We start from the raw sequence: 3,967 nt of genomic DNA, 5'->3' as shown, positions 1-3,967 counted from the left end.
GGTGGGAAGAGGAAAATCCAGCCGAAAACTCGGCTTGACGATGGAGGATTTCACCCGGGCGGTCGTCTTGCCGCAAGGAAAATTTGCCGAGTTTTTATCGCTCAAAGGGTCGGAGCGGCGGCAAATGCTGCAGCGCCTCTTCCATCTTGAGCGGTATGGCGATCAGTTGAATAAAAAGTTGAAAGACCGGCTTGCCGCCGCTGAGCAAGAATGGGAAAAAATCGAAGCGGAAAAAGCGGGGCTCGGCGATGCTTCAAAAGCAGCGCTCGAGCAGGCAGAGGCGGATGTGCGGGAGCTCGCGGGGCTGTTTGCCAAGCGAAAAAAAGAGCTTGAGGAAGTCGAAGCAGATGTGGAACGAACAAAACAACGATGGGCGTGGCAACAAGAAAAAGAAGCGGTCGAACAAGAGCTCGCCGCGCTGCGCCAACATGAATCCGTCATCCGCGAGCTTGAGGCGAAAAAGGAGCGCGCCGAGCAAGCAGAGCGCATATGGCCGTATTGGGAGCAGTGCGAGCAGGCATGTCGCTTGCGGGCAGAGGCGTTTCGTCGGTATGAAGGACTGGCGCGTCGGTTAGAGGAAGCCCAATTGAGCTATGAAGAAGCGGCGCGGCGTTATGAACGGGCGCGCCAAGAAAAGGCGCAGCGCGAACCGGAATTGCTCGTCCAGATGGAACGGCTGCGGCAGGCGGCGCAGCTTGAGCAGCAAATGGAAGTGCTTGGACAGGAGCTCGCAGCTCTTAGTGAAGAGAGGAAGCGACTCATTGCCCAGGAGAAGGCAGCTGCACGCCGGTTTGAAGAGGCGTCGGTCTGGTATGAGCGCGGCGCGAAGCGGCAGCGGGAGTTGAAAGAAGAACTGAAACAGCATGAAGAGGCGCTGGATGGAAAAGATGAGGCAGAGCGGGCGTACAGGCAGAAGCAGCATATTGAGCAAGCGGCGTCAGCCATCGCTCGCGTCGATGCCCAACTTCAGCAAAAGGAGGCCGTTTGGCGTCGGGCGAAAGAGGAAAAGTTGGAGCGGGAACGCCGATCAGCCGCTGTCGGCTCCCGGCTTCAAGAGCTGTTCCGGCGTGTGGAGCGGACGTATCGTTTCGTCTGCTGGCGGCAGCAGGATGCTGAAAAACAATTGTATACTTTGCAGAAAACCATGGAGGCGGAGCGACAGCGAGCCGAAGAAGCGCGGACGGCGCAACTCGCCTCCGCCTTGGCTGAGCGGCTCCGTCCCGGCGAGCCGTGTCCAGTGTGCGGATCGCGCGAGCATCCGCATCCGGCCGCCGCACCGCACGATGTCCAACTTGAGCGTCTGTCCGAGCTTGAGGCAGAGCGGCAGCGGTATGAACAAGATTGGCAAACGATCATTTCGTTCAAGGCGCAGCTCGAGCAGCTTGCCGAGCTGGCGGTAGGCCATGAAGCGCCGCCTGTGTTTGCCGAAAGCCGCTCGGTGGAGGAGGCCGTCGACCTCACTGTGGAAGTGCGGGCGCTTGCGCAAGATGTCATTGAATTGAAAGAAGCGGTCTACCGGGTGCTTGCCCAATGGAATGAAGCCGAGTCAGCGCGGCGCGAAGCGGAGAAAGCGTGCCAATGGATAGCGGCGGACATCGAAGCGCTGCAAGTTGAAAAGCAGCGGCTGGAGGAAGAGCGGCGGCAACTTGAACAGCAATGGCGGCAGATGTATCCTTTCCTTTCGCTTGAGACGATCGATGCGGTGTATGAACAGCTGTGTGAACGGGAAAACGTGCGGCGCGACGTGCAAAAGCGGCTGGAGGACAGCGTGCTGTTTTTAGAGGAAAAACAGCGGGCGAAAGAGGAAGCGGCCAAAGAGCGGAGCCGGCTTGAGACGGAGCGGGTGCGTCTTGACTCGCTGATTAGCGCCAAACAGCAGCAATGGAACGAATATGAGCGGCAACGGGGCGAGAAGGCGGGGGAAGGTCCTGCGGCCGTGCAGCTTCAGAAGGCGGAGGACGAATGGCGCCAGCTGCAAAACGGCGAGCAACAGGCGTATGAGGCTTGGCAGCGAGCCCAGCGGGAATATCAAATGCTTGAAAGCGAAACAAAAGCAGCCAAGCAGGCGTGGGAAGAAGGCGTCCGCCGCGAAGAAGAGGCGCTCGCTCGCTGGCGCGGCGCGCTTTTGGACACCATGTTTGCCGATGCCGAACAAGTCAAGCAAGCGAAGGCGGAAAAAGCGCAGCGAGATGAATGGGATGAGGCAATCCGCCGCTATTGGCGCCAAATCGAGCAAGCCGAACATCGCCTCGCCCAGCTGGCCGCCGCCATCGGGGGGGCGGCGGTGAGCGCTGAACAATGGGAGACGATGCAGCGTGTATACGCCGAGTTGAAGGAGCAAGTGGAGGCGATGACGCAGCAGCTTGGGGCAGCTCAAGCGAAGGTAGAAGAGTTGAGAAAAAAACATAGCCGCTTTGTTGAACTGGAGGAGAAGCAGGCGGAGCTCAGCCGGCGCATCGAGCGGTATAAACAGCTGCAGGCGCTGCTTCGCGGCAACAGCTTTGTCGAATTTATGGCTGAAGAGCAGCTCGAGCAAGTAACCGCCATGGCTTCGGAACGGCTGCAGCGGCTGACACGGCACCGGTATTCGCTCGAATTGGATTCGCAAGGCGGGTTTCTGATCCGCGATGATGCCAATGGCGGCGTCAGACGGCCGGTATCGACGCTCTCGGGTGGGGAGACATTTTTGACGTCACTGTCGTTGGCGTTGGCGTTATCGGCGCAAATTCAGCTGCGCGGCGAGTATCCGCTCCGCTTTTTCTTCTTGGACGAAGGGTTTGGCACCCTCGACGCTGAGCTGCTTGAGACGGTCATTTCCGCCTTGGAAAAGCTACATACCGAGCGGCTGGCGGTCGGCGTCATCAGTCATGTTCAAGAAATTCGCAACCGTCTGCCGCGACGGCTCATCGTCGAACCGGCTGAACCGTCCGGACGTGGCACGCGCGTCTGGCTGGAAATGATTTGACACTCCGCACGCCTAAACTGGCTGGAAATGATTTGACACTCCGCACGCCTAAAGGCGTGGGATTCTTGGGTCGCTCACGTCCTCATCCATTTCTGGTTCGGACAACGCCCAAGTTCAGGGGTGTGTCATCACCCCATCCCATCGGGTTAGGATGTACCCCCATGGGCGGCGCACCTGTGACCAGTGCGCTAGGTTAGACGGCGAAGCCCGAAATCGCTTTGGCGATGTTGATGGCGCCATTCAAGTCGGCGTGGAGAGTGTATCCACACCTTTGGCATCGAAAGCGGATGCCGTTTCGGTTCGCTTTCTCTCGATAACCACATTTACACGTTTGGCTCGTGTAGGTTGGATTCACCCACTCAACGCGAATGCCCGCCATTTCCGCCTTATAGGCAATCATCGTTTGCAGTTGATGAAACGCCCAAGCATGAAGGCTTCGCCCCGCTTCTTTGGCCGATGTTGCCCGCTTGCGAATCCCCGTCAACGCTTCCATTCGAATCACGCCAACACCGTTGGCGAGCGCAAAATTCACGATTTGACGGCTGATTTTGTGATTTTGATCCTTCATCCAGCGGGACTCTTTGCGGCCGATTTTGCGAATCATATGGAGCTTCTTGGCTTTTCCTAATCTCCTTCGCAAAGCCGCGTATCGCCTGCGAATGAAAGCGCATTGGCTGCCCTTAAAAAACAACGATTTCGTGCCCACGCTGGCAACGGCGATATAACGAAGTCCCAAATCAACGCCCATCACCTTTGTTTCGTGCCGCGGCTCCACTTCAAATGTGATCGCAACAGCCAAGTACCATTTCTTTCTCTTTTTGTAGAGCTTGGCTGCTCCTTGTTTGGCGGTTCCATGAAGCAGCCGATTCAGCCATGCTTCTTGATAGGGACGCGTGACCACCGGCACACCGACTCGCTTCTCTAATGTTGGGAATGAAACGGTGTAGAACTCTCCTTTCTTTTCCACCTTCACGTTTTGATTGTTAAAGCAACACCATAATG

At 57.4% G+C, this 3,967-nt stretch carries 2 protein-coding genes; one reads left to right on the top strand and one right to left on the bottom strand.

Translation table 11 applies throughout. The features are described from left to right. A partial coding sequence (locus T260_RS00105) for an SbcC/MukB-like Walker B domain-containing protein (protein ID WP_023634686.1) occupies positions 1–2,965 on the top strand: 2,965 nt, incomplete at its 5' end. A gap of 193 nt (positions 2,966–3,158) precedes the next feature. Here the strand turns inward: T260_RS00105 and T260_RS121455 are convergent. Beyond that, on the bottom strand, positions 3,159–3,967 hold an 809-nt coding region (locus T260_RS121455), incomplete at its 5' end, for an RNA-guided endonuclease TnpB family protein (RefSeq protein ID WP_023634685.1).

The organism is Geobacillus thermopakistaniensis, from assembly GCF_000498995.1.
Classification (GTDB): Bacteria; Bacillota; Bacilli; order Bacillales; family Anoxybacillaceae; genus Geobacillus; species Geobacillus thermoleovorans.
The sequence above is the reverse complement of the archived record's forward strand: the minus strand, read 5'-3'. Positions and strand labels throughout refer to the sequence as shown.